We start from the raw sequence: 23,999 nt of genomic DNA on the forward strand, positions 1-23,999 counted from the left end.
AGACAGAGGCCGCTCTTGGCTGCCCGCTGCTATTGGTTTGGTTTACAGACAACTAATTTATACGCTTGTTTGTTTGTTTATTTAAAATGAGAAGTTTATCTTTGCGTTCCAAATTTATGTTTCACCTTTAAAACCCTTTTCTTCAAAAACTTAAAGAAAGGAGGCAAAAAGAACCTGTATGAGTAACCAACCAATCGAAAATTTTAACTGGGAAGAACTCGAAAACGAAAAAAAATTCGCCGACGCTACCTTCTCAGGTGCCAAAGATGAGGAGTTGGCAAAGCTTTACGAGCAGTCGCTCGGCGAAATCAACGAAAGAGAAGTGGTAACCGGTACGGTGGTAAGCATTACCGACCGTGATGTGGTTATCAACGTAGGTTTCAAGTCTGACGGCTTGGTGCCTTTGACCGAATTCCGCGACATGCCCGACCTGAAGCCCGGCGACCAAGTGGAAGTATATGTGGAGAAAGTAGAAGACGCCAACGGGCAAGTGCAATTGTCGCGCAAAAAAGCCAAACTGGTACGCGCTTGGGAGAAAATCTCCGAGGCTTACGAGAATGACCTGGTAGTAGAGGGTGTTGTGAAGCGCCGTACCAAAGGTGGTTTGGTGGTTGACCTCTACGGCATTGAGTGTTTCTTGCCCGGTTCGCAAATCGACGTGAAGCCTATTCGCGACTTCGACGCCTTTGTGGGCAAGAAAATGGAATTGAAAGTAGTAAAAGTAAACTACTCGAACGACAACGTAGTAGTATCGCATAAAGTACTGATTGAAAAAGACCTCGAGGAGCAGCGCCAGCAAATCCTCAACAACCTGGAGCGTGGTCAGGTACTCGAAGGCGTTATCAAGAACATGACCAACTTCGGGGTGTTTATCGACTTGGGCGGTGTAGATGGCTTGTTGCACATCACCGACATCTCTTGGGGACGCATCAGCCATCCGTCGGAGCTGCTCGAACTCGACCAAAAAGTCAAAGTCGTTGTTTTGGACTTCGACGAAGAGAAAAAGCGTATCTCTTTGGGTATGAAGCAGCTGACCCCGCATCCGTGGGATTCGCTGCCTGAAGATATTCAAGTAGGTTCGCGCGTAAAAGGTAAAATCGTAAACGTAGCAGACTACGGCGCTTTCCTTGAAATCATGCCGGGTGTGGAAGGCTTGATTCACGTATCGGAAATGTCGTGGTCGCAGCACCTGCGCAATCCTCAAGACTTCCTGAAAGTAGGCGACGAAGTGGAAGCCGTTGTGCTTACGCTCGACCGCGAGGAGCGCAAAATGTCTTTGGGCATCAAGCAATTGACCGAAGATCCTTGGACTCGCCCCGACATCGCCACCAAATATGCCGTAGGCACCGTGCACAAAGGTATTGTGCGCAACATGACCAACTACGGTCTCTTCTTGGAATTGGAAGAGGGCATCGACGGTTTGGTGCACGTATCAGACCTCTCTTGGACTCAAAAAATCAAGCATCCTTCCGAGTTCATTCAAGTAGGTGAAGAGCTCGAAGTGAAAGTGCTGGAATTTGACCTCGAGAACCGTCGTATTGCTTTGGGGCATAAGCAGCTGCAGCCCGATCCTTGGGATGCCATCGAAGAGCGTTATGCCGTGGGCACTACCCATGAAGGCAAAGTGCTGAGCGTAAATGAAAAAGGCGCCGTAGTAGAGCTCGAAGAAAACGTGGAAGGCTTCTGCCCGAAACGCGAAATGACCAAAGAAGACGGCTCATTGCCCAAAGAAGGTGATAAACTCAACTTCGTAGTTATCGAGTTCTCGAAAGGCGAGCGTCGCATCATTCTTTCCCATGTAAAAACCTATGCTCCGGATGACAAGGTAGTGGAAGAGAAGCTCAACAAGAAAGAAGACAGCAAGGTGACCTTGGGTGACCTGGAAGAGCTCTCTAACCTGAAGGAGCAAATGGAGAAAGACAAAGAAGAAGGAAAAGAGTAATCTTTTCAAATACGAACTTGGTATAAAGTTCATGGCTAATGTTTGTTGGTAGAGGGGGCACTTATTGTGCCTCCTTTACTTTTTTATAGTGCGGCTTGCTTGGGGGCGTGTTTATTTGTTTTGCTGTTTGAAATGAATCGACTCTGTAAGCCTGTTTTTGCTTTTTTAGCTGCATTATTCTTTTTGAGTATTTTCCCTTTGCCATTTTAAGTTTCCATCTTGCCCTTTCGAGCTTCCCTCTTGTCACTTCGAGCGCAAGCGAGAAATCTCTTTTGGGGAGGTAAAGGCTTGGCTTGCCGGGAGGTCTCGCTACACTTCGTTCCGCTCGACATGACAATACAAACGCACTTAGCTCGATGAGATTTCTCACTTCGCTAACGCTCCGTTCGAAATGACAAGCTATGCTTTTCTATATGTAAAGGTGGCTGCTTCCGGATGGCTGTTTTGTCGTTTTGTTTCTTGTTTTTCCGCCTTCTTTTTTTCTTTCGGTTCTCCCTGTTTAGCATTCCGAATCCCCCTTTGTCATTTCGAGCGCAAGCGAGAAATCTCTTTTTTGCGTCTTGTTACTTGTTTCAATGTGCATGAGATTTCTCACTGTGCTAACGCGCCGTTCGAAATGACAGTTTGCGTTTGGTTCGAAATGACAAGCTTGCTTCGTGGAAAGAGCCTGCTTATGCTTGTGTTCTAAAAATAAAGCATCTTAATCAAGAGGGTTTTGCTGCGGCGGTTGAGCTCAAAGGCAGCTTTGTGAAAAGAAGGAGGACCAAACACCGGGCGCACATTGTTCGAAAAAGCAAAGCCTTCGGTGGGAATTCCCAAAAAGTTTTTATCCATCTTGCCGTTGTCGTTTTCATCATGCAAGACCGCAACGGCATAGGCTCCATGAGGCAAGTTTTCAAAATGCACCACCGCCTTTAAGTTCTCTATGGGTACTTTGGCTTTGCGATAGGCTTGTGCCGGCTCGTCGGGAAATCCTTTTTTACCTTCTTCGGCAAAAAGACTCACCAACACATGCCCCCGGTGGTTGCGCAGATTGGTGATTTCTATATGCAGGTTGCCGCGGTTTTGGGCCGGGCTTTCTTGTACGTTTCCCATCATCAGAAAAAATAAAAATGCAAGCTTGCTTAGGATATAACGGTTCATGGGCGTTTTAGTTTGCCATCGAGCAACACGCTACGCGTGTCATCGGGGTTCTGTATTGTATCATTGACAAGCCCCGTGCCAAAAATCATTTTCAACTCCTTGAGCTGCAGTTCTTGTCCGGAATATTGAAACACCGGACGAATGGCATAATAATAATCCAAGGCGCTGTTTTCGTCGGTGCGCACATACAGGATGGCACGATCAGGGCTGATGATAAAATAAAAGGCCGGATAGCTAATGCTGCTTGAGTCGGGATAGGAGGCTGCCCGTATCTGCAAGTTATTGGCGCTGCTCTCTTCCTTCCATAAGTAATCCAATGAACCACTGTAATCGCCCGTAATGAATATCTTATTGGGGGGGGCGGCTTGTTCGCAGCTTATACAAGCCAAAAGAAAAGACACTACAAAGAGTAAATGTTTTTTCATAAGCATCTGTTTTATGAGACGAAATTGCACAATACAAAGGTATAAAAGAAATACCTGATGGCACTGAATACACTTAATTTGTATCTTTGTAACCCTTTGAAATCATAAACTTTTCGATGATATGCAAGTACTAAGCGAACAGGAAATTTTACGCCGTCAAAAACTTGAAGAGCTCAAGAAGCTGGGGATTGACCCGTACCCCGCAGAACCCTTCCCGGTGAATGTAACGGCAGAAGATATAAAGAAAAACTACGAGAAGCGAAAGACAGACTATAAGAACGTAAGCATAGCGGGGCGTATCATGAGCTTCCGCATTATGGGAAAAGCTTCGTTTGCCGAATTACAGGACTCGACCGGGCGTATTCAGCTATATGTGAACCGGGACGAAATATGTCCGGGCGAAGACAAGACATTGTACAATACCGTTTTTAAAAAACTGCTTGATATTGGTGACATCATCGGGGTGCAAGGCTATGTGTTTACAACACAGACCGGTGAAATATCGATTCATGTCAAAAGCTTTAAGCTATTGGCAAAGTCGTTGCGTCCCTTGCCTGTGGTGAAGGAGGTGCGCGATGAACAAGGCAATATTAAGACTTATGATGCCTTTACAGACCCCGAGCAGCGCTACCGCATGCGTTATGTAGATTTGATTGTAAACCCGCATGTGCGCGACATCTTCCGCAAGCGCACCAAACTGGTGAACGTCATGCGGGAATATTTCAACAGCAAGGGCTACCTTGAAGTAGAAACCCCCATCTTGCAACCTATTTATGGCGGAGCCAGTGCGCGCCCCTTCAAAACGCATCACAATGCGCTGGATATGACTCTCTACTTGCGCATTGCCAACGAACTTTATCTGAAACGCTTGATAGTGGGGGGCTTCGACGGTGTGTATGAGTTCTCAAAAGACTTCCGCAATGAAGGGATGAGCCGCTTCCACAACCCGGAATTCACCCAAGTGGAGTTGTACGTAGCCTACAAAGACTACTACTGGATGATGGACTTGGTGGAAGAGCTCATCGAAAAAATAGCTATTGAGCTGCACGGCGACACCAAGGTGCAGGTAGGGGAGCACATCATCGATTTTGCCCGTCCTTGGAAGCGCTTCACCATGTACGAAGCCATAGAGCACTTTACCGGTATCGATATTTCGGAGATGGACGAGCAGCAGCTGCGTCAAACCGCAGAAAAGCTGGGCGTGGAAGTGGACGACACCATGGGCAAAGGCAAAATCATTGATGAAATATTCGGTGAGAAGTGCGAGCCTTTCTTGATTCAGCCCACCTTTATCATGGACTACCCCATCGAGATGTCGCCTTTGGCAAAGAAGCACCGCAGCAAGCCCGGCTTGGTAGAACGCTTCGAGCTGATTTGCAACGGCAAAGAAGTCTGCAACTCATTTACCGAATTGAATGACCCCATCGACCAACGCAAGCGCTTTGAAGAACAGCTGGAGTTGGGCAAACGCGGCGACGATGAAGCCATGGTTTTGGATGAGGACTTCTTGCGCGCCTTGGAGTTTGGTATGCCGCCCACTGCCGGCTTAGGTATCGGCATTGACCGTCTCACCATGATTATGACCAACTCGCACTCTATACAAGAAGTGATTCTCTTCCCGCATATGCGCCCCGAAAAGCGCATACAGTATGCTACCAAAGAGGATTATTTGTCGGTAGGGGTGCCCGAAGCCTTGATTCCCGTTTTGCAGAAAGCCGGCATCATGACTTTGGAACAGCTGGCCGAAGCTTCGGTAAACAAACTACACAACGATGTGTGTGGGTTGCGCAAGAAAATGAAAATAGAGGCCGCCAACCCATCGAAGGAAGAAGTAGAAGCTTGGATCCGGCAGGCAAAGGAAAAAGTAGCGGGCTCGAAAGAAGAGGCTGCTTCATAAGCGAATACGAAAGGGAGAATAAAAAAACGGTGGCTTTTAAAAGCCACCGTTTAGTTTTTGTGTAAAAGGCAAGTATTTCTTATTCCACTTTGCGGAAAACTATTTTGTTTTCTGCCAGGTAGTCTATGAGCGCCAAACGGAACAGTTCTACTTCCGGTGCCCGCTCAATAGCTTTCATGTAATACTTAATAGCGTCGGCTACAAAACCATGATTTTTGTAAATGTTGGCTCGAATGAAGGCACTCAGGGCACTACCGTCATCATTTAGCCCGGCAAGATCGTTTTGCACTTCTTTTAAACGCTCAGTATTTTCTTCAACGCCTACATAAAACTCGTCTGCCACGATTTGTGGATTTTCTTTGGTGCTTATCTTCACTATAAAGCCCTGCTCGTCTTTGTAGGGTTCGAGCTTGCTAAGGTCCAACACAAAGGTAGTGTCTTGGGTGCTGTAGGTGCCTACTATCTGCTCTTGTTCGGGGTTCATGTTGCGCACCGTGATTTGGTAAGTATAGCGCACCACCTTATCGGGGCGCATCCAGGCAAGCAGCACTTCGTTGGCTTCTACTACACTCAGGGGGGCGTTGGGAACCAGCACCTTGAGTTTGACAGCCGCCCCACGACGTTGTACCGACCCTGTAATGGCCATATATTTCCTATGCGTGGCGTGCAGGTCTTCTTGTTCTACTTTCTTTACTTCCGATACTACCTGCCCGAAGTATTTTTTAGTGGTTCCTTGGCTACTGCCGGGTATCTGTTTGCGCAACTCTGCTACTTGGTAAGTGCCCGGCTTTTTGATTTCGAGGGTATGACCGTTTTTATGCATCAGGCCTACATAGCCACCTACTGCCACCACAAAACGGTCTTGGGGGCGCAATTCGGTGCCGGCCCAAAGCCGCTCGCCTGTAGGCTCTTTTTGGTTGTTGCCATAAGAAGCAATGACTTTAAATTCGTAATTGCTTTGGGCACTTGCCACAAAGGCACTGAACAGGCACAATAAAAATAGTATCTGCTTTTTCATAGCTTTGATGTATTTGCTCTGTTTTAAAGTATGTACCAAAATAATACCAAACCCTATTTACTTGAAGGGGAGGTGAAATAGCAGCTGATAGGCGAAGCCGAAGCGGTTTTTGTCGCCGCGTCCGTAACCTGCTACATAATAGTTCGAAAAGCTGTCGGCACCGGACACTTTGAGTGCCATTTGGTAGCGTGCCGTAAAGCCCAGCATCAGAAAACGCCAGGCGCGCACGCGCAATGCCATGGACAATTCCCACCACCGGGCAACGCTTTGTTGTGTCAAGTCGAGTGGAGCATTGCCAAACACAGAGTTATTCAGCGTGCTTTGCAACTGCTCTTCCGTGGTGGCGCGTGCATAGCCTATCCCCAAACGGAGCATTTCGCCTGAAGAAAGCGTGCCTTCCAATAGATTGTAGGCCACTCCCAGCCTGCCGTAACTTCCTTGGGCTTGGTACTGTCCAATGGACTGCTCGTCTTTTTTGGAACGAAACTGTTCCACGCCCCCCTCGGCATATACCACCCACGCCTGACGGTGGTACTCCGCTACCCCCTCGTAACGTTGCACTTGGCTGCCGGGCAGCTGCCCGCGGAGGATGCCGAAGAGATCGACCCCCACCGAAACACCCTGACTTTGGGCGTGGCTGCTGCCGGACTGCATCATAAAGCCAAGCAGCAAAAAGACAAAAGCATATTTAGTTTGCCGGAATAAAAAGGCGGATAACGAAGTTTTTGTTGGCATCTTGGCTGACATAGGCAGAGTCAAAATCGGTTTGAAGGATAGACAACTCACGGTAATTCATCTTTACCCCACACTCGGGCGATACCAATTCGGCGCTGCGGCGATAGTGTACTTGCAGCCTGCGCAGCCCCATGCCTTCTATGTCTATGCTATAAAGCAGCGTGTCGCGCTGAGGGTGTAAAGGAAGGGTGGCAGTGCTTGTGGTATCTTGTACGTAAAACAAACTATCGCTTTGCTCAATAGCTATTTGGCGCACGATGAGGGCGGTGTCTTGAGTAACCAATGAATCACGCCCTTGAAGGTCTTGCAGTACAAGCAGCCGCTGAAACTTTAGCTGCACATTTTGTTCGATGGCACCACTGCATACCACCGGCAGTTCGACGCAGGCGCTTAGTAGCAGCAGTCCGAAGGTGTATAGATAATAACGAAACGGCATAGGCTGTCATTCTGTGCTCAAAGATACGTTATTTTTTGGCATAAACTCAAACCTCCTTCTGTCATATATGGAAGGTTGTGTGTCAATTTGGCAGCTTTTTTTCCTTGGCATATTCATTGCTTCATGCATAGACAAAACAATAAAAACACACAAAAAGGAGGAAACAACTATGGGAAAAATTATTGGCATTGACTTAGGTACTACCAACTCTTGCGTAGCCGTAATGGAGGGCAACGAGCCCGTGGTAATTATAAATGACGAAGGAAAACGTACTACCCCTTCGGTAGTAGCTTTTCTTGACAATGGCGAACGTAAAGTAGGGGCACCTGCCAAGCGTCAGGCAATTACCAACCCGAAACGCACCATTACCGGTATCAAGCGTTTCATGGGTAAGCGCTATTCGGAAGTGTTGGACGAAGTGAAGCGTGTGCCTTATGAAGTAGTGCAGGGGCCGAACGATACTCCCCGCGTGAAAATAGATGACCGCACCTATACGCCCCAAGAAATATCGGCTATGATTCTGCAAAAAATGAAGCAAATTGCTGAAGACTACTTGGGGCAAGAAGTAACCGAAGCCGTAATTACAGTGCCTGCTTACTTCAACGACGCCGAGCGTCAAGCTACCAAAGAAGCCGGTGAAATTGCCGGTTTGAAGGTGCGCCGTATTATCAACGAACCTACTGCCGCTGCGCTGGCCTACGGTCTCGACAAGAAAGGCAAAGATATGACCGTGGCCGTATATGACCTGGGTGGCGGTACTTTCGATATTTCCATCCTGGAAATGGGCGACGGCGTATTTGAGGTAAAAGCAACACATGGCGATACCCACCTGGGTGGTGAAGACTTCGACCAACGCATTATTGACTGGTTGGCAGAAGAGTTCATGAAAGAGCATCCGGGTGTGGACCTGCGTAAAGACGCCATGGCTTTGCAGCGCCTGAAAGAAGCTGCCGAAAACGCAAAAATTGAACTTTCGTCTTCTACTCAGGCAGAAATCAACCTGCCTTATATTACCATCATCGACAATCAGCCGCAAAACCTGATTCGCACGCTTACCCGTGCCAAGTTTGAACAGCTGATTGACGACCTCGTCGAAAAAACTATGGAGCCTTGCCGCTTGGCATTGCAACAAGCCGGCTTGAAGCCTTCCGACATCGATGAGGTAATCTTGGTAGGTGGTTCTACCCGTATCCCCAAAATCCAAGAGGCAGTAGAGAAGTTCTTTGGTAAGAAGCCCAGCAAGGGCGTGAACCCCGACGAAGTGGTAGCCGTAGGGGCAGCCATTCAAGGTGGTGTGCTCACCGGTGAGGTGAAAGACGTGCTGCTGCTGGACGTAATCCCCTTGTCATTGGGTATAGAAACCGTAGGGGGCGTGTTCACCAAGCTGATTGAAGCCGGTACTACCATTCCTACCAAGAAAACGGAGGTGTTCTCTACGGCTTCCGACAACCAGACTTCCGTGGAAATCCACGTGTTGCAAGGGGAACGCCCATTGGCAAAAGACAACAAGACCATCGGTCGCTTCCACTTGGACGGCATCCCGCCGGCACCGCGTGGCGTGCCTCAAATTGAAGTTACCTTCGACGTGGACGCTGACGGCATCTTGCACGTGTCGGCAAAAGACAAAGCCACCGGCAAAGAGCAAAAAATACGCATCGAGGCTTCGAGTGGTTTGACACAGGAAGAAATCGAACGTATGAAGCGCGAAGCCGAAATGAATGCCGAAGCCGACCGTCGCGAAAAAGAGCGTATCGAGAAGCTGAATGCTGCCGACGCCATGATTTACCAAACCGAAAAGCAGTTGAAAGAGTTTGGTGACAAACTGTCGGAAGCAAACAAAAACAATATCAATGCAGCGCTGCAAGAGCTGCGCACGGCTTATGAACAAAAAGACGTGGCTGCTATCGATGCTGCTTTGGCTAAACTGAACCAAGCATGGCAGGCTGCTTCTACCGAGATGTATCAAGGTGGACAGCAACAAGCCCAAGACGGCGCCGGTAGCCAACAAGGCAATCAACAAAGCGGTGCTGACGACGTAACCGATGTGGATTTCGAAGAAGTAAAATAAGGCGAAAAGAGAGAGTAGCTTACTCTAAAGAGGCTGACCGAAAGGCAGCCTCTTTTTTTGTTTTTGTGGGTTTGTTTGTATACTTTTTTATTCGCCTTTCTATCGGCCACAACCAGACTTCCCATAGCCGTTTCGCTTGGGTAGAAAATATTGCAAGGACACTTACTCAATAAAAAAAGCCCGCTTCCTGCGGAGAGGCGGGCTTGCAAAGAGCGAAATGCTTTACCGGCTCAAGTACAGATTACGCTCTTCATAAAGGCGCTGAAACACTTCATCTTGCAGGTTTTCGATGAAGTAGATGGCTTCACCGGTCGATTTCATTTCCGGTCCCAGCTCTTTGTTTACATTGGGGAACTTATCGAATGAGAACACCGGCATTTTAATGGCGTAGCCCTTGCGTTTGGGGTTGAAAGTGAAGTCTTTGAGCTTATTGACGCCCAACATGATTTTTGTGGCATAGTTTACATAAGGCTCTTGGTAGGCTTTGCAAATGAAAGGCACCGTGCGCGATGCCCGTGGGTTGGCTTCTATGACATACACTTTGTTGTCCTTAATGGCAAATTGTATGTTGATGAGTCCCACGGTATTGAGCGCCAAAGCTATCTTTTTGGTATAGAGCTCTATTTGTTCAATCACCAGTGGTCCCAAGGAGAAAGCCGGCAGCACGGCATTGGAGTCGCCCGAGTGGATGCCGGCGGGTTCTATATGTTCCATGATGCCGATAATGTAAACATCTTCACCGTCGCAAATGGCATCGGCTTCGGCTTCGATGGCACCTTCCAGGAAATGGTCGAGCAAGATGCGGTTGTCGGGGATTTGATTGAGAATATCGACCACATGCTGCTCAAGCTCTTCTTCGTTGATGACGATTTTCATGCTTTGCCCGCCCAACACATAAGAAGGACGCACCAGCAGTGGAAAATCCAGCTGTTTGGCCAGTTCGCTTGCTTGGTTGGCATCTTCCACCACACCAAACTTAGGATAGGGTATGTTGAGCGAACGCAGCAGCTCGGAAAATTTGCCACGGTCTTCTGCCAGGTCAAGCGCTTCATAAGAGGTGCCCAAGATGGGGATGCCGTATCGGTTGAGCTTTTCGGCTAATTTGAGTGCGGTCTGTCCGCCCAACTGTACAATGACGCCTTCCGGCTTTTCGTGCTGAATGATGTCGTAGATGTGTTCCCAGAAGACAGGTTCAAAGTAGAGCTTATCGGCTACGTCGAAGTCGGTAGAAACCGTTTCGGGGTTACAGTTAATCATGATGGTTTCGTAACCACACTCTTTGGCAGCAAGCACGCCATGCACGCAGCAATAGTCAAATTCAATGCCTTGACCAATGCGGTTGGGACCGGAGCCCAAGATGACCACCTTCTTTCGATTGCTTACCTTCGATTCATTCACCTCTTGGCGCAGCTCTTCGCTGCCTTCGGGCTGTGTGGCAAAAGTAGAGTAGTAGTAGGGGGTTTGGGCTTCGAATTCGGCGGCGCAGGTGTCCACCAGTTTGAATATGCGCTCGATGCCCAACTCTTTGCGCCGTTTATACACCTCGCTCTCGAGGCATCGCAGCAGGTGTGCTATTTGGCGGTCGGCGTAGCCGCGTTTTTTGGCTTCGAGCAGCAGCTCACGGGGCAGCGTTTGCAGATCGTATTTTTGTATTTCTTTCTCCAGCTGCACCAGCTCTTCTATCTGATGCAAGAACCAGGGGTCTATTTTGGTCAGTTTCTGTATGGTCTTGAAGGGGATGCCCATTTTAAAGGCATCGTAGATATGGAAAAGACGTTTGGAGTTGGGGTTGGCCAGGCTATGGAGGATGGCTTGTTGGTCGGTGAGCTCTTTGCCGTCGGCGCCCAAGCCGTTGCGTTTGATTTCGAGCGATTGACAGGCTTTTTGCAGGGCTTCCTGAAAGTTGCGTCCAATGCCCATGGCTTCGCCCACCGATTTCATCTGCAAGCCCAAGCTGTCTTTTGAGCCATGGAACTTCTCGAAGTTCCAGCGGGGTATTTTCACAATCACATAATCGATGGTAGGCTCAAAATATGCCGAAGTGGTCTTGGTGATTTGGTTTTTCAGCTCGTCCAGGTTGTAACCTATGGCAAGTTTGGCAGCTATTTTGGCGATGGGATAGCCCGTGGCTTTACTTGCCAGTGCCGAAGAGCGCGACACACGCGGGTTCACTTCTATACATATAAGCTCATCGGTGGCAGGGTTCACGGCAAACTGTATGTTACAGCCGCCGGCAAAGTGACCGATGCCATTCATTACTTTGATGGCTTGGTCGCGCATTTCCTGATACACCTTATCGGAGAGTGTCATGGCGGGAGCTACGGTGATGGAGTCGCCCGTATGCACGCCCATGGGGTCGAAGTTCTCGATGGAGCAAATGATGATGACATTGCCGTTGTTGTCGCGCAGCAACTCCAACTCATACTCTTTCCATCCCAAGATGCTTTGCTCTATGAGTACTTCGTGTACGGGCGAAGCTTTCAAGCCGCGGGTTAGGGCTTCGTTGAATTCTTCGGGGGTGTTGACAAAACCGCCACCGCTGCCGCCTAAGGTGTAGGAGGGGCGTATTACCAGAGGAAAGCCTATCTTTTGAGCTATCTCTTTGCCTTTGAGGAAAGAGTCGGCTGTTTCGCCTTGACACACATGCACGCCCAACTCAATCATGCGTTGGCGGAAGGCTTCGCGGTTTTCGGTGGTTTCTATGGCGTCGGTGTTTACCCCTATCATCTCTACGCCGTACTTTTCCCAGATGCCCAGTTTATGGCACTTCATTGCCAGGTTGAGGGCTGTTTGTCCACCCATGGTGGGCAATACGGCATCTATCTTATGCCGTTCGAGTATATGAATGATAGAATCTTTTTCGAGGGGAAGAAGATACACATGGTCTGCCGTCACGGGGTCGGTCATGATGGTGGCGGGGTTGGAGTTGATGAGAATCACCTCGATACCCTCTTCGCGCAGCGAGCGGGCTGCTTGTGAGCCCGAGTAGTCAAATTCGCAGGCTTGCCCTATGACAATGGGACCGGAGCCAATGATGAGGACGGATTTGATGTCGTTGCGTTTCGGCATTGCTTTGTTGTTATTTTGGGGTTTGTGAGAGTCTGTTTCTGTTGTATGTATAAAAAAAATCCTTTCCCGAAGGAAAGGAATAAATTATTTTGCACTGACAGCTTCCGGATGCCCTTTTTCCTGCAACAGCCCTTTGCGCTTCAGCAGCACTTCCATGAACTTGATGTCTTTTTCTGACTGAAACACTGAAAAAGGGAACCACAGGAATTGCACTTTGCCCATCAGCAGCAGATAGCCGTCTTTGAGCTTCTCTGCGCCTTTTATCATGTCCCATTTCAGCATCATGCCTTCTTTTTGGTTCTTCTTGATAAGAATATGTTGGGGGGTTATTTCATAGCTCAGGCGCTCAAACATAGGCTTGTTTTGTTCCATATAGGGAATGCCTGTGAACTGCGCATACCAGAACAGCCACCACAACAAAACGCCCAAGGGTGCCAAGAAATAGATCCACACGTTGGGATAAATCAGGTTGAGCAGCAGATTCAGCACGATGATGCCTGCAAAGATGCTTGCCGGTAGCCACCATTGGCTGCGGATGATGCGCCGCATGCCCAGGCGCCGGAATTCTTTGGGGTCTAATTGGTATTTCTTCGTTTTTACTATCATAAAGCGCTATTACTTTACTGCTTTTAAACTGATGTCTAAACTTTGATAAGAGTGCGTGAGGGCGCCCACCGATATGTAGTCCACACCACATTCGGCAACGCTGCGGATGGTCTGTTCATTGATATTGCCGGATGCTTCTACTTTCATGCGCCCGTTGATAAGCTTGACTGCTTCACGCATGTCTGCCGGGGTCATGTTGTCGAGCATGATGATGTCGGCAATGCCGGTCGCCAGTACCTCTTTCACTTCTTCGAGGTTGCGGGTCTCTATTTCTATTTGAATGGGCTTGCCCAGCTGTTGGCGGTAAGCATCGGCGGCAAGAAGAGCCTGCCGTATGCCCCCGGCATAGTCGATATGATTGTCTTTGAGCATCATCATGTCGTAAAGCCCCATGCGGTGGTTTTGCCCGCCGCCGATATACACTGCCCATTTTTCGAAGAGGCGGAAGTTGGGCGTTGTTTTGCGTGTGTCCAGCAGTTGGGCACTCGTGCCTTCTATCAAGGATACCAGATGGCGGGTTTTGGTGGCAATGCCGCTCATGCGTTGCATGCAGTTGAGCACCAGCCGCTCGGCTTGCAAGATGGAGCGCGCCGCACCACTCACCTTCATGACTATATCGCCGCTTTTTACTTGGTCGCCGTCTTGTGCGTGGGCTTCCACTTGCAGTTGAGGGTCGATACGGCGAAAAATCCAGCCGGCAAGTTCCACACCGGCAATGACACCGTCGGCTTTCATTACTAAAATAGCTTCCTTTTGGGCATTTGCCGGCACGGAAGCTAAGGTAGAATGGTCGCCTTCGCCGATATCTTCCTGTATTGCCAGGTCTATGAGGCGAAGAATTGTTTCTTTTTGGATGTAACCGGGTCTGTTCACCGCTTTTTGATATCGTCAGAAATGATATTGGCTGCAAATATACAAACAGAATTTGATATTCGTGCCCTTTCATTTATAAAGAGGCAGCAAAAGGCAGGCATATAATAAACAGCCGTGCGTCTAACGGCAGCGATGAAGCAGCTACCGCACGCACGGCTATGCGGGAACAAGGTGCAATTAACGGGAGGTGTCGGACGGCAATATTTCCACTTCTTCTTGCAGGAGGCGGTGGGTAGGGATGACGATGCGCTTGCCTTCTTGTGTGCGGATGACGACCGCCACATTTTTAATTTCTTCTATCTCGCCCTCTTGCGTGCCAATGCGTATGTGGTCACCCTCTTTGTAAAGACGGCGCCCATAGAAGCTTGCCAGTATGTTTGCCAACAGGTCGCGGGAGGCAAAGCCGTAGGAGATGGTAAAAGCCAGCAAAATGGCACCAATGATTAAAGTCAAATTGGTGTTGATGAGTTGGGTGTCCACACCTGCCTGTTGCAGTACGGTCAAGACCAAGAGCGCATAAAGGAAATAATATACGAAGCCGCTGACCAAGCGCCCCGCCCCGATACCCAAGCCGGCAGTGGTACCCCGCAGGAAATCACGGACTGCACGTATAATGTAGCTGCCCAAAATGAAGATGATTACCGCAGACAAAAACTTGGGCAAATAACCGATGAGGCGCGCCAACTCTTGACTGACGGCCTTCCACCCTATGATGTCGGTAGCGGCGATGGCAGTCAGCAAGATAACAATCCAATATACAATGCGGGAGGTGAGTTTGGCGGGGGAGCCCTGCCAGCCGGCAGCTTTCAAGAAGCGTTGTGCACCATCTTTGGCAAAAAGGGCATCGAACTTTACGGCATTCAGAAACTTATAAGTAACAAAAGCCAGCAGCTTGGCAATCAGCCAGCCAATCAGCAAGGTGAGCAGCGCGCCTATGACAAAAGGAATGGAGGCGGCAATTTGATGGAGTAAGCCCGAGAGGCTTTCCATGATGACTTGATTCCAGGAAATAATATATTCTTTCATGACTGAGACGGATTTTAATAATCAATGCATTGATACAAAGACAGACATCATACTTCCCGGTCACTCTTCCGGCGCCGGATCATCTGTCAGCTCTTGGTCATACCAGTCACCGGGCATAATCCAGTCTTCGTCTTCCGTGAGTATGCTCAGGTGGGTTTTTACCATCTTTTCGGTGAATAGTGAGCCTATGTCTTCCATGAGGAGCATGAGGTGGTAGGTGTTGAGCACTTCTTGTTCCAGTTTTTCCGGTGGCTGCTCTTCGGAAAGGATATTTTGAAACAGCGCTTTAAGTTTTTTTTCTGCTTGCCTGTCCATCTTGAATAATTTTTGTTAAGCGGTTGCGTGCACGCATCAAGCGCATTTTGGCTGCGCTTTCATTTAGCCCCAGCAGTTCCTGTATGGCTTTGATACTAAGCCCTTCGTAATAACGCATGACTAAAATGAGGCGATCGGCGTCACCTAAATGCTGCAAGGCTGCTTCAATTTGAGCCAGATTGAACTCTGTGTTTTGATACTCTTCGCTTTCTTCCATGCCTGTGACATTGGGCAATTGATTCTCCAGCTTTTGCCAGTCTTCTTCCAGCTGCAGGCGTTTTCGTGCCTTGAGGTAGTCTATGCAAGCATGATAGGCAATGCGGCTAAGCCATGCTTTAAAATGACTGCTTTCGCGCAGTTTTTTTAAGTGAAGAAAGGCTTTTACAAAAGCATCGTGGGTGAGGTCTTGGGCGGCGTCTTTATCCCAAATAATAGCCAAGCACTTACGGTAAACCGCCTTGCTGTGCCGCCGGTACAGCTCTGACAAAATGTGTTGCTCACCGGTCCGGCGAAAGCGGTCTATCAGTGCCTCGTCGCTTAGTTCGTTTAAAGGTGTTGCCATATAGAAGTTACGTGTTGGCAAAAGATAATAAACTTGCATGAAAGGCAAATGCAAAAGAGCAGTAAAAAACGGGATTGCAAAAATGTTTTTGGAAACGGAATCGAGGGGGGCTTGCTTTGTGGAAAGCTGCAAAGCTGTCTATCGCAAACTTAGAGGCGTGGAAGCAGATAACATGCCGCCGGGCGTGTGCTATTTTCTATGTTTGTATTTCAAAAAAGCCCCCTGCCCAAGCTTTGCCATTTGGACAGGGGGATCCAAGAAAACGGTTGAGCACAAGAAGCACATTTATGAACGCAAGCCGGTAGCCCCTACCAGTGAAACAACGAAGCCTACAAGCAGACGGAAGCCCGTTTCTTGCCACAAAATAATGCCTGTGGTCAGCAGCTGTACTTGTTTCTTGAGCTTTGCAAAGTCGCTTGGCTTTTCCAAGCGGCTGATCCATTCTTCTTTTTCGGCTTCCAGCGTTGCCAGCCGCATTTGTTTGACAGTATCCAGTAAGCCGGGTGAAAGCTCCAGCGTCACATATAGCAAGAGCCCTTGCATAATTACCAGACTACAGTAGGTGAGCGTGAGCATTACCAAACCTTCTGAGAAAGACAGCTGCCCACCGGCAACCCGTAATTTGTAATAAACGGTGGTGCCGACACTGATACCAATAAACAAGAGAATATCCATGGCTTTGGGGGTGCTGTCTATGGGGTTGTCGTAAACAAGCACAAGTAAAATCCAGAACAGGGTATATACACCACAGCCCAAGAGTATGCCGTACTTCAGTGTCCGGAAGAAAGGATGTTTCATAGGAACCATTCTGTTTTTTGGTTGTTGACTACGCCCAGTACTTTGCCTTTCAGGCGCTGACCCAGTAAGGGGTGAGCGGGGGAGAGGGAACGGCTTTTTTCAAAGATCCATTCTATGCTATCGTCAAATATAGTAAGATTGGCTGCTTGATCCACCTCAAAAGGCGGCAAAGGCACACCTGCTATCTTGCGGGGAGCCACGCTCAGTTTTTCAATAACCAATTCTGTGGGTAGCTTGCTTTCCATGGTGCTCATGGCAAAGACGGTCTCTATACTACTCATGCCAAAAGCAGCCAAGTCAAGCTCCAGCTGTTTGGCTTCTATTTCATGTGGTTGGTGGTCCGACACGATGGCATCGAGGGTGCCGTCGCGAAGCCCTTGCCACAGGGCGGCACGGTCCTCGGCAGTGCGCAAAGGCGGATTCAGCTTGAAAACACTATCAAAGCCCTTGAGTGCCGTTTCATCAAAAAGCAGGTAGGGAGCTGCCACATCGGCGGTTACTGCCAAGCCGCGGGCTTTGGCTTGCCGTATCAGCTCTACCGAGCGGGCAGAGGAAATGCAGGAGAAATGGATGCGTCCGCCGGCGTATTCGAGCAATGCCAAATCGCGCTGAATCATCAGGTGTTCTGCCAGTGCAGGCATCCCTTTTAAGCCCAATTGAACGGCCGTAACGCCTTCGTTCATGACGCCGAAGCGCGTAATATGGGTGTCTTCGGGGCGTTGTATGAGTAGCCCGTTGAAAGGTTGCAAATAAAGAAGTGTCTTGAGCACCAGGTCGCTGTCTTGTATGGGATGCAAGCCGTCGGAAAAGGCAAGAGCACCATGCCGGTGGAGGTCTATCATCTCGCTGAACTCTTTGCCTTCTGCTTTCTTGGTGACGGCGGCAATGGGGTGTAGCTGTACCAATTCGCGGGCATTGTCGCTTTGCAGATAACGCAAGGTGTCTTTGTCGTCCACAACAGGCTGCGTATTGGGCAGGAGTGCCACTTCGGTAAAGCCACCTGCTGCCGCCGCACGCCGCCCGCTTTGCAGCGTTTCTTTTTGTTCAAAGCCGGGGTCAGGAAAGCAGGCGCGCAAATCGAACCATCCCCATGACACTTTGAGCGCCGGCGATTCAACATACAGGGCGCCGGATACTTGCAAGGGCGTATCTGAAATATTGACCAGTATGCCGGAACGCAAATGCAGGTGCTTTTTTTGCAGATGCAGAGGGTGGCCCGGCAGCAAAAGCTGCGCATTGACTAATATGACGTCTTCCATGGGTTGTTTCGTTTGGCTGCAAATCTAATGATTAAATGCAGCATCCTAAAACCGTCTTTACGCTTCGGTTTGTTGTTTTAGAAACAGATCTACCAACATGTGGGCTGCATGCTGCGGCAAGAGCCGGTTATGCAGGACGGCTTCTTCGAGTGCGGGCAACTTGTTTTTTACGGCTTCGTGCCGGTAGAAAGCCTCCAGCAGGTGCTCTTGTAAGGCAAAACGGAGCCACTCAAGGCGTTGGTTTTGACGGTTCTTTTCCCAGTAACCATTTTGCCGGGTTTGCTCACGAAAGCGCAGCAGTGTGTGCCAAATCTCTGCCATGCCTTGGTTGTAGAGTGCCGAGCAGGTGAGTACTGGCGGAAACCATCCGTTTTCAGGCGCGCGAAACAGGTGCAAGGCATTCTCATATGCACGCTTGGCTTGTTCGGCAGCTCTTTGGTTGTCGCCATCGGCTTTGTTAATCACCAGGGCGTCGGCCATTTCCATAATGCCCTTTTTGATGCCTTGCAGCTCATCGCCGGCACCGGCAAGCATGAGTAGCAAAAAGAAATCGACCATGCTTTTGACCAACACTTCGGACTGCCCCACGCCCACCGTTTCTATGATAACCACATCGAAGCCTGCCGCTTCGCACAACAACATGGCTTCGCGCGTGGCATGTGCCACGCCGCCCAGCGAGCGCCCCGATGCCGAAGGGCGTATAAAGGCTTCTGCTTGCATGGAAAGCCGTTCCATACGGGTTTTGTCGCCCAGTATGCTGCCTTTGGTTTTCGGGCTGCTGGGGTCTATGGCCAATACGGCGGGGCGATGCCCTTGCTCAATCAAGTAAAGTCCGAAGGCTTCTATAAAAGTGCTTTTGCCCACACCGGGCACGCCCGTGATGCCGATGCGGTAACTCTTGCCCGTGTGAGGCAGCAGGCGTTCCAGTAACTGCATGGCCAACAGACGATCTGCCGGGCGCCGGCTTTCTACCAAAGTAATGGCTTTGCTGAGTATGATGCGGTTGCCGCTAAGAACGCCTTCGGTATATTCTTCTATGCTTAGTCTGCGTTTCATGAAATTTATAGGCTTAAACTACAATACCCAATCCGCTTTTTCCGAAAGATTCTGCTAAATTTAATATCTTTCCCAGATGTAGCCATAAACTTAACAGAGCCATGCGTAAATTCAAATTTTTGCTGCGAGATACCTTCTTGATAGCTATTTTTACCGTTTTGGTGATTATTGGCATCATGCATATCCCCTTTGATTTCGATGCTTTTAACCCTATTGAGCAAACACTCAACGACTTCGATATTACCGATATTTACTACTCCCGCATCCGGGGCGTTGATATTGAAGCAGACACCAACATTGTATTGGTCAATATTGGTAACTTACCAAGAGAAGGCATTGCCGAGCAGCTGCATATCATACGGCAATTTTCGCCGGCCGTAGTGGGCATCGATGCTTTCTTCTCGCATCTGAGGGGCGAACCCGGTGACACACTGCTTGCCGAAGCATTGGCACAAACGCCCCATGCGGTATTGGTAACCAAAGTAGATTACACGTCCGAAACCATGCTAAAAGAATGGAAGCCCGGCGAGCTCGTGCCCTTCGATACTTTGATTACTTCTCATCCGTTTTTTGCACAGCATGCCTTGGGTGGCTTTGCCAATTTGATTACGCCTGCTACGCGTGAAAATGCGTTGATATCGGACCTGGCCGGCGGCTTGGAAACCTGCCGTTCTTTCGCACCGCAAGAGATTACCAAAGACGGAAAAAAACATATTGCCTTTGCCGTGAAGATGGCTGAAATCTTGGCGCCCGAAAAAGCCAAACGCTTCCTTGAAAGAAACAAAGAAGTAGAATACATTCATTTCAGGGGCAACTTTCAAAAATTCACGGTAGTAGATTGGCCCCAACTCTTCGAAATGTACGATGCCGCCATGCAGGGCGATGAGGGCGCGCAAACCGCATTACAAAACATTTTCCGCAACAAGGCAGTACTGCTGGGCTTTATGGGCAATACCTTAAATGAAGTGTCGCCCTTGGATAAGTTTTATACGCCTATGAATCCCAATTATGTAGGCCGGGCAGAGCGGGATATGTACGGTGTGGTGGTGCATGCCAACATACTTTCCATGATTCTGCACGAAGAATATGTAGATGAAATGCCCACATGGCTGAACCTGACAATCGGCAGCTTGGTGCTGCTGTTTTCTATTATGGTGTTTTCAGTGCTCTACCATAAAGCTGACTTCTGGTATGACGGATTGAGCTTGCTTATACAAGCTATTTTGGTGCTTTTTCTTTTGTATATGATCATTATCGTATTCGATAAGTTTTCGATGAAGGTAGATTGGGGCTTGGCTTTCTTGGGCGTGATTTTATCGGCAAACCTGGTAGAAATATATTATGGGGTTGTGGCGAAAGTAGCAGAGCGCTTCAATAAGCGCAAACAGATGAAGGGGCAGGTCGTGGATGTTGATTCTTCCGGCAGTGATTGAGCTTAGCCTATTTTAGGCACGAATTTTGAAAGATAAGTTAAATACGGAAAATGCTAACTTTTCCATGTTTAATAGTATAAATTATTGAAAATCAGTGTGTAAAAATTAAAAAGCCATGAAACCAATCAAGTATCTTATTGCAAGTGTCCTCTTCTTTTTGGGGGTGTGTGTGGTGCAAGCCCAAGGTTATGAGTTTAAAGTAGTAGCATCACACGGGCAAGTGCACAAGGAAAATTCGAACAGCCGCCTGTGGGCAGGCTCGCAGCTGTCAAGCAGAGACAAGGTGGTAGTAGGGAGTGCCAGCTATTTGGGCTTGGTGCATAAATCCGGTAAAACCATTGAAATCAAGTCGCCCGGCACTTACTCTATTGCCGAGCTTAGCGCTAAGGTGAGCCGTGGCAGGAGCAGTATCACCAGCAAATATGTGAACTATGTAGTAGGCGAAATGGCAAAAGCTGAAAAGCAGGACATCAATACCAACCACCGCCGCTATATGGCAATTACCGGGTCGGTACAGCGCGCTTTGCTGGGTAAAGTAGCTGCCCTGCTTCCCGAAGAGGTGGTACTCTACGAGCCCAAGCTCTATTTAGAACTTTTTGCCACCAATCCGGATACCAAGTACAAAGGTTACAAGGTAGAAATTAAAACTCTTTTTGATGCAGAAGCAGAAGGGGGAAATGCGCTCAAAACATTTGTGATAGAAGGTGATAAAGGCGAAATCGATCTTTCTTTCTTGCAAGATGCTGGCTTGCGTGAAAAGCTGGGATTGTATGAAGACGAGCCCTTCATGATGGTGATTACGCCTATAGAAGACAATAATGAAGAAGCAAGTGTGAATATGGGGGGCGCTTCCATGTATTCGCTTCGTTTGTTAACTCCCGGTGACGGGAAATATCAAGAGGTAAGCCAAGAACTGGGCGACGAGCCGGCTGAAACCGCCATCGACTATATACTGAAGGCGGCCTACTTTGAAGAAAAAGGCTTGTTTGCCGATGCGCTTCGTTGCTATAACAAAGCCATTGAGCTGGCGCCCGAAGTGGAAGCTTTCCAAGCAGCCAAGATGGACTTTGTAGAGCGCCATCAAAAAGCCATTATGAGAGAAAGTGCGCAAAAGTAAAGGATAGCTCTGCTTAAAAAGGCAGATTAGATTTCTTGACAAAATCATATAGATGCCGGCTGTCATCTCGAATGAGCGGGCTGTAGCTTGCCATTTCGAACGGAGCGCAGCGCAGTGAGAAATCTCAACAAGCCAAGCCTTTAGTCCCCAAAGAGATTTTTCGCTAACGCTCGAAAGGACGAGAGGGATACTTGAAGTGACAAGGAGGAAAATGCTCGAAACGACAAAGAAGGGAAGCAGGAAAGACAGAACGCTACTTCATACAACATGAAAAAGGGATGCTTGATAGCATCCCTTTTTTGCTATTATACTTCGACAAAAGTGCCTGTCAGTACGCTCTTTCCAACTTGCCTTCCATGTAGTTGACCAGTGCCCGGTTGGCTACCATATTGCCGCCCGGGGTGGGGTAGTTACCTGTGAAGTACCAGTCGCCTTGATGGTTGGGGCAGGCTTTGTGCAGCCCTTCCACGCTTTGATACACCACTGACAGCCGGGCTTTCATGGATGCCGGCCGTACAATTTCGGCTATCTTCTCTGAAATTTCTTCATCACTAAACGGCTCGTAAAGACGTTTTACATAGTTCTCATGTACGCCGCCTTGGGCAATGGCTTCTTTGCACTGCCGGTAAACTTCTTCGAGAAGGTCCTCCATATTGCGCTCATGTAACAAAGCCCACACGGCACGGAAAGCCACAAATTCACCAAAGCGGGACATATCGATGCCATAGCAGTCGGGAAAACGTATTTGTGGTGCCGATGAAACGATAATGATGTGTTTGGGGGCGTGCTTATCGAGCATGCGCAGCAGGCTTTGTTCCAAGGTGGTGCCACGCACTATGGAGTCGTCCATAATCACGAGGGTATCCACGCCCGGGCGAACAATACCGAAAGTGGTGTCGTAAGCACTGCTTACAAATTCGTTACGACTATGGTCATCCACAATGAAAGTGCGCAATTTGGCGTCTTTTATCACCAGTTTTTCTACACGGGCATACTGCGACTCCAGCTTTTGAAGACGCGCTATATCCTGCTGTTTGACAGCTTCGATGCGCTCTTGTGACAAACGGCGTTCAATGCCTTCTATCATGCCCAAAAATGCGCTTTCGGCACTGTTGGGCACATAGGAAAAGATGGTATCTTCCAAGTTGTAGTTTATTTTTTCCAGTATTTTAGGCACCAGTTGCGTGCCCAATTGTTTGCGTTCGCGGTAGATGTCGGGGTCGTTGCCGCGTGAGAAATAAATACGTTCGAAGCTGCAGGCGGTCAAGGGTTGTGGCTCAATAAATGGCTTTTGTTCAAAGCGCCCATCTTTTGTGATGATAAGGGCATGAGCCGGCTTGATTTCTTCTATTTCGTCATAGCCGATACCGAAGGCTTGTTGAATGGCGGGGCGTTCCGAAGCAACCGCTATTACTTCATCGTTGGCATAAAAATAGGCGGGGCGTATGCCGTTGGGGTCGCGGGCTATGAAAGAGGCACCGTAGCCCGTAATGCCTGCAATGGCATAGCCGCCGTCGAAGTCTTTGCAAGCACGCTGCAGTACGCGTTGCAGGTCAATGTTTTCCTCTATGATATGACTCATTTCTTGCTTGCTGCACTGCCCCTTGTATAGCCGGTAAATGCGTTCGTTTTCTTCGTCGAGGAAGTGCCCTATTTTTTCGAGCACCGTGACCGTATCTATTTTTTCTTTGGGGTGCTGCCCCAGTGAAATTAGTTTATTGAACAACTCCTCCACATTGGTCATGTTGAAGTTGCCGGCAAGAATCAGGTTGCGGCTGCGCCAGTTGTTTTGCCGCAATTGGGGGTGGCAGTTTTCCAGCGCATTGACACCATGCGTACCATAGCGCAGGTGGCCGAGCAGTATTTCACCGGTAAAAGGAACGTATTGCTTGAGCCATTGGGCATTGAGTGCGTAATCTTCGTAGCCTTCCAGCGCTTTTTTAATACGCTTATGTATTTTCTTGAATATTTTTTCCGTGGGGTTCGGGTCTATGGAGCGGTACCGGCTAATATATCGATAACCGGGGGGTACATCGAGTTTCACCACAGCCACACCGGCGCCGTCTTGCCCACGGTTGCGCTGCTTCTCCATCATCCAATAAAGCTTGTTCAAGCCATAAAGGGGGGTGCCATACTTCTCGATGTAGTACTCGTAAGGCTTTCTGAGGCGAACAAATGCAATTCCACACATAGGAATAAAAGGTCTTATGAGGTTTGGTTT

General features: G+C 48.8%; 20 protein-coding genes. 5 read left to right on the forward strand and 15 right to left on the reverse strand.

Annotated elements, in window-relative coordinates:
• Positions 1 to 178: 178 nt before the first annotated feature.
• Complete coding sequence (gene rpsA, locus K384_RS12370; protein WP_038032808.1) at positions 179 to 1,942, forward strand: 30S ribosomal protein S1; 1,764 nt, start codon at positions 179 to 181, stop codon at positions 1,940 to 1,942.
• A 684-nt stretch (positions 1,943 to 2,626) separates the two neighbouring features.
• Here the strand turns inward: rpsA and K384_RS12380 are convergent.
• Together K384_RS12380 and K384_RS12385 are read right to left on the reverse strand one after the other, a co-directional pair.
• Entirely contained in the window at positions 2,627 to 3,085 is a 459-nt protein-coding gene (locus K384_RS12380; RefSeq protein ID WP_051633389.1) for a DUF2141 domain-containing protein, read from the reverse strand.
• On the reverse strand, positions 3,082 to 3,510 hold the full coding sequence (locus tag K384_RS12385; RefSeq protein WP_038032810.1) for a hypothetical protein: 429 nt from the start codon (positions 3,508 to 3,510) through the stop codon (positions 3,082 to 3,084). Before K384_RS12385 ends, K384_RS12380 begins: the two co-directional genes overlap by 4 nt.
• A gap of 121 nt (positions 3,511 to 3,631) precedes the next feature.
• Between K384_RS12385 and lysS the strand changes: the two genes are divergently transcribed.
• The gene (lysS, locus tag K384_RS12390) at positions 3,632 to 5,407 is read left to right on the forward strand and encodes a lysine--tRNA ligase (protein ID WP_051633390.1); all 1,776 of its coding nucleotides are present in this window, start codon (positions 3,632 to 3,634) and stop codon (positions 5,405 to 5,407) included.
• Positions 5,408 to 5,486: 79 nt separating this feature from the next.
• On the opposite strand, the gene K384_RS12395 is transcribed toward lysS, so the two are convergent.
• Genes K384_RS12395 through K384_RS12405 form a run of 3 tightly spaced genes read right to left on the reverse strand, consistent with a single transcriptional unit; the run spans position 5,487 to position 7,596 of the window.
• The gene (locus tag K384_RS12395; RefSeq protein WP_038032811.1) at positions 5,487 to 6,425 is read right to left on the reverse strand and encodes a hypothetical protein; all 939 of its coding nucleotides are present in this window, start codon (positions 6,423 to 6,425) and stop codon (positions 5,487 to 5,489) included.
• Between the two features lie 57 nt (positions 6,426 to 6,482).
• Positions 6,483 to 7,082 (reverse strand): DUF6048 family protein, encoded by a 600-nt coding sequence (locus K384_RS12400; protein WP_038032812.1) that lies wholly within the window; start codon positions 7,080 to 7,082, stop codon positions 6,483 to 6,485.
• A 31-nt stretch (positions 7,083 to 7,113) separates the two neighbouring features.
• Positions 7,114 to 7,596 (reverse strand): hypothetical protein, encoded by a 483-nt coding sequence (locus K384_RS12405; protein ID WP_038032813.1) that lies wholly within the window; start codon positions 7,594 to 7,596, stop codon positions 7,114 to 7,116.
• 169 nt (positions 7,597 to 7,765) lie between these two features.
• Here K384_RS12405 and dnaK point away from each other — a divergent pair, with 169 nt between their 5' ends.
• A complete protein-coding gene (dnaK, locus tag K384_RS12410) occupies positions 7,766 to 9,664 on the forward strand; it encodes a molecular chaperone DnaK (protein ID WP_038033014.1) in 1,899 nt (632 codons plus the stop codon).
• A 222-nt stretch (positions 9,665 to 9,886) separates the two neighbouring features.
• On the opposite strand, the gene carB is transcribed toward dnaK, so the two are convergent.
• The 9 genes from carB to meaB form a co-directional block, all read right to left on the reverse strand.
• Positions 9,887 to 12,733: a carbamoyl-phosphate synthase large subunit gene (gene carB / locus K384_RS12415; protein WP_038032814.1), complete on the reverse strand. Its 2,847-nt coding sequence runs from the start codon at positions 12,731 to 12,733 to the stop codon at positions 9,887 to 9,889.
• 84 nt (positions 12,734 to 12,817) lie between these two features.
• Entirely contained in the window at positions 12,818 to 13,339 is a 522-nt protein-coding gene (locus K384_RS12420) for a YcxB family protein (protein ID WP_038032815.1), read from the reverse strand.
• 9 nt (positions 13,340 to 13,348) lie between these two features.
• Positions 13,349 to 14,212 (reverse strand): carboxylating nicotinate-nucleotide diphosphorylase, encoded by an 864-nt coding sequence (gene nadC / locus K384_RS12425; RefSeq protein ID WP_038032817.1) that lies wholly within the window; start codon positions 14,210 to 14,212, stop codon positions 13,349 to 13,351.
• A 177-nt stretch (positions 14,213 to 14,389) separates the two neighbouring features.
• On the reverse strand, positions 14,390 to 15,238 hold the full coding sequence (locus tag K384_RS12430) for a mechanosensitive ion channel family protein (RefSeq protein ID WP_051633391.1): 849 nt from the start codon (positions 15,236 to 15,238) through the stop codon (positions 14,390 to 14,392).
• Positions 15,239 to 15,298: 60 nt separating this feature from the next.
• Positions 15,299 to 15,553, reverse strand: a complete 255-nt coding sequence (locus K384_RS12435; RefSeq protein ID WP_038032818.1) for a hypothetical protein — start codon at positions 15,551 to 15,553, stop codon at positions 15,299 to 15,301.
• Entirely contained in the window at positions 15,525 to 16,115 is a 591-nt protein-coding gene (locus K384_RS12440) for an RNA polymerase sigma factor (protein ID WP_169737656.1), read from the reverse strand. Before K384_RS12440 ends, K384_RS12435 begins: the two co-directional genes overlap by 29 nt.
• A 285-nt stretch (positions 16,116 to 16,400) precedes the next feature.
• Positions 16,401 to 16,913 carry a DUF4199 domain-containing protein gene (locus K384_RS12445; RefSeq protein ID WP_038032822.1) on the reverse strand — a complete coding sequence of 171 codons (513 nt, stop codon included), beginning with the start codon at positions 16,911 to 16,913 and terminating at the stop codon, positions 16,401 to 16,403.
• On the reverse strand, positions 16,910 to 18,172 hold the full coding sequence (locus K384_RS12450) for a dihydroorotase (protein ID WP_038032823.1): 1,263 nt from the start codon (positions 18,170 to 18,172) through the stop codon (positions 16,910 to 16,912). The genes K384_RS12445 and K384_RS12450 overlap by 4 nt, the downstream gene beginning before the upstream one ends.
• A gap of 57 nt (positions 18,173 to 18,229) precedes the next feature.
• Positions 18,230 to 19,228, reverse strand: a complete 999-nt coding sequence (gene meaB / locus K384_RS12455; protein ID WP_038032824.1) for a methylmalonyl Co-A mutase-associated GTPase MeaB — start codon at positions 19,226 to 19,228, stop codon at positions 18,230 to 18,232.
• A gap of 101 nt (positions 19,229 to 19,329) precedes the next feature.
• On the opposite strand from meaB, the gene K384_RS12460 reads away from it, so the two are divergent.
• Together K384_RS12460 and K384_RS12465 are read left to right on the forward strand one after the other, a co-directional pair.
• Positions 19,330 to 20,661: a CHASE2 domain-containing protein gene (locus tag K384_RS12460; RefSeq protein ID WP_038032826.1), complete on the forward strand. Its 1,332-nt coding sequence runs from the start codon at positions 19,330 to 19,332 to the stop codon at positions 20,659 to 20,661.
• 115 nt (positions 20,662 to 20,776) lie between these two features.
• Positions 20,777 to 21,778 carry a tetratricopeptide repeat protein gene (locus K384_RS12465; RefSeq protein ID WP_038032828.1) on the forward strand — a complete coding sequence of 334 codons (1,002 nt, stop codon included), beginning with the start codon at positions 20,777 to 20,779 and terminating at the stop codon, positions 21,776 to 21,778.
• A 328-nt stretch (positions 21,779 to 22,106) separates the two neighbouring features.
• Here K384_RS12465 and K384_RS12470 read toward each other — a convergent pair whose 3' ends face one another.
• Positions 22,107 to 23,969: an amidophosphoribosyltransferase gene (locus K384_RS12470; protein ID WP_038032829.1), complete on the reverse strand. Its 1,863-nt coding sequence runs from the start codon at positions 23,967 to 23,969 to the stop codon at positions 22,107 to 22,109.
• Positions 23,970 to 23,999 lie beyond the last annotated feature (30 nt).

Origin of the sequence: Thermonema rossianum DSM 10300 (assembly GCF_000426825.1) — a bacterium.
Classification (GTDB): Bacteria; Bacteroidota; Bacteroidia; order Cytophagales; family Thermonemataceae; genus Thermonema; species Thermonema rossianum.

Bases quoted from the DNA above. Each gene is read 5' to 3' on its own strand.
- rpsA (WP_038032808.1), top strand. From the start codon at position 179: ATGAGTAACCAACCAATCGAAAATTTTAACTGGGAAGAACTCGAAAAC.
- K384_RS12380 (WP_051633389.1), bottom strand. From the start codon at position 3,085: ATGAACCGTTATATCCTAAGCAAGCTTGCATTTTTATTTTTTCTGATG.
- K384_RS12385 (WP_038032810.1), bottom strand. From the start codon at position 3,510: ATGAAAAAACATTTACTCTTTGTAGTGTCTTTTCTTTTGGCTTGTATA.
- lysS (WP_051633390.1), top strand. From the start codon at position 3,632: ATGCAAGTACTAAGCGAACAGGAAATTTTACGCCGTCAAAAACTTGAA.
- K384_RS12395 (WP_038032811.1), bottom strand. From the start codon at position 6,425: ATGAAAAAGCAGATACTATTTTTATTGTGCCTGTTCAGTGCCTTTGTG.
- K384_RS12400 (WP_038032812.1), bottom strand. From the start codon at position 7,082: ATGATGCAGTCCGGCAGCAGCCACGCCCAAAGTCAGGGTGTTTCGGTG.
- K384_RS12405 (WP_038032813.1), bottom strand. From the start codon at position 7,596: ATGCCGTTTCGTTATTATCTATACACCTTCGGACTGCTGCTACTAAGC.
- dnaK (WP_038033014.1), top strand. From the start codon at position 7,766: ATGGGAAAAATTATTGGCATTGACTTAGGTACTACCAACTCTTGCGTA.
- carB (WP_038032814.1), bottom strand. From the start codon at position 12,733: ATGCCGAAACGCAACGACATCAAATCCGTCCTCATCATTGGCTCCGGT.
- K384_RS12420 (WP_038032815.1), bottom strand. From the start codon at position 13,339: ATGATAGTAAAAACGAAGAAATACCAATTAGACCCCAAAGAATTCCGG.
- K384_RS12430 (WP_051633391.1), bottom strand. From the start codon at position 15,238: ATGAAAGAATATATTATTTCCTGGAATCAAGTCATCATGGAAAGCCTC.
- K384_RS12435 (WP_038032818.1), bottom strand. From the start codon at position 15,553: ATGGACAGGCAAGCAGAAAAAAAACTTAAAGCGCTGTTTCAAAATATC.
- K384_RS12440 (WP_169737656.1), bottom strand. From the start codon at position 16,115: ATGGCAACACCTTTAAACGAACTAAGCGACGAGGCACTGATAGACCGC.
- K384_RS12445 (WP_038032822.1), bottom strand. From the start codon at position 16,913: ATGAAACATCCTTTCTTCCGGACACTGAAGTACGGCATACTCTTGGGC.
- K384_RS12450 (WP_038032823.1), bottom strand. From the start codon at position 18,172: ATGGAAGACGTCATATTAGTCAATGCGCAGCTTTTGCTGCCGGGCCAC.
- meaB (WP_038032824.1), bottom strand. From the start codon at position 19,228: ATGAAACGCAGACTAAGCATAGAAGAATATACCGAAGGCGTTCTTAGC.
- K384_RS12460 (WP_038032826.1), top strand. From the start codon at position 19,330: ATGCGTAAATTCAAATTTTTGCTGCGAGATACCTTCTTGATAGCTATT.
- K384_RS12465 (WP_038032828.1), top strand. From the start codon at position 20,777: ATGAAACCAATCAAGTATCTTATTGCAAGTGTCCTCTTCTTTTTGGGG.
- K384_RS12470 (WP_038032829.1), bottom strand. From the start codon at position 23,969: ATGTGTGGAATTGCATTTGTTCGCCTCAGAAAGCCTTACGAGTACTAC.